1 protein-coding gene is annotated in these 1,281 nt (G+C 67.8%); it reads right to left on the bottom strand.

The genetic code is table 11. From position 1 onward, the window contains the following. Positions 1-227, bottom strand: a 227-nt coding sequence (locus ACWDKQ_RS36250) for a hypothetical protein (RefSeq protein WP_450143253.1), incomplete at its 3' end; no start/stop codon positions are given. Positions 228-1,281 lie beyond the last annotated feature (1,054 nt).

The raw sequence follows: 1,281 nt of genomic DNA, 5'->3' as shown, positions 1-1,281 counted from the left end.
ACCGACGCAAACCTGTCCCGCAGACCAGGAATCGAATCCAGCGCCGCAGCAAAAAAAGAGTCACCCCCAGCCTCGACATAAACAGGAACCAGCCCCTGCTCATGCAAACCCGATAACTGATCCGTCGTCACGCCAAAACCAGCAGCATCAGCCTCAGAAACAACACGCCACACAGCCCTCCAAACCTCGGCGGCAACCCCGACGTGGTGTTCATGCAGGAATGTCATTCCGTCCTTGGCGGTCGTGTGCCCCGCCGCTTTAGCCCGGGCGACCCACCCCGCCAACTCCTCCCGAGGTATCCCACGCCGCCGCTTTCCCTTCCCGGACGCAGCACGCCACGCAGCCTGCCAAACCACGGTGCCAACCCCGACGTTGTGTTCACGCAGGAACGTCATTCCGTCCTGGGCGGTCGTGTGCCCCGCCGCTTGAGCCTGGGCGACCCACCCCGCCAACTGCTCCCGAGGTATCCCAGGCCGATGAACCTGCTTTCCCTTCCCGGACGCAGCACGCCACGCAGCCTGCCAAACCACGGTGCCAACCCCGACGTTGTGTTCATACAGGAATTGCATTCCGTCCTGGGCGGTCGTGTACCCCGCCGCTTGAGCCTGGGCCACCCACCCCGCCAACTGTTCCCGAGGTATCCCACGCCGCCGCTTTCCCTTCCCGGACGCAGCACGCCACGCATCCCGCCAAACCCTGCCGTCAACCCCGACGTTGTGTTCATGCAGGAATGTCATTCCGTCCTGGGCGGTCGTGTGCCCCGCCGCTTGAGCCTGGGCGACCCACCCCGCCAACTCCTCCCGAGGTATCCCAGGCCGCCGCTTCTCCTTCCCGGACTCAGCACGCCACACCTCCCGCCAAACCCTGATGTCAACCCCGACGTGGTGTTCATGCAGGAATGTCATTCCGTCCTGGGCGGTCGTGTGCCCCGCCGCTTGAGCCCGGGCAACCCACACCGCCAACTCCTCCCGAGGTATCCCACGCCGCCGAACCCGCTTCCTCTTCGCGGGCGCGGCATCCTGCGGTCCGGAGGCCACCGGGGCATCCGCACCCGACGCCGGGTGGGCCGTGGATGGTCCGGCCTGCGACTCACCCGGATACGCCTCCCCCGGCCCCCGCTGCGGGGGCCTGCCGCCCCGCAGCCCGCGTTGCCCCACGCCCCCCACCGACGACGGCACACCCTTAACACCACGCACCGGCGGCCGGGCGGTACGCCACAAATCCGGCGCACCCTCCACACCCGCCTCCCGCACGCTGGCCGCCAACTCTGCAGCACGCGCC

This window comes from Saccharopolyspora sp. NPDC000995, from assembly GCF_053599315.1.
Note: the sequence above shows the minus strand (reverse complement) of the source record. Positions and strands in the feature narration are given on the sequence as shown.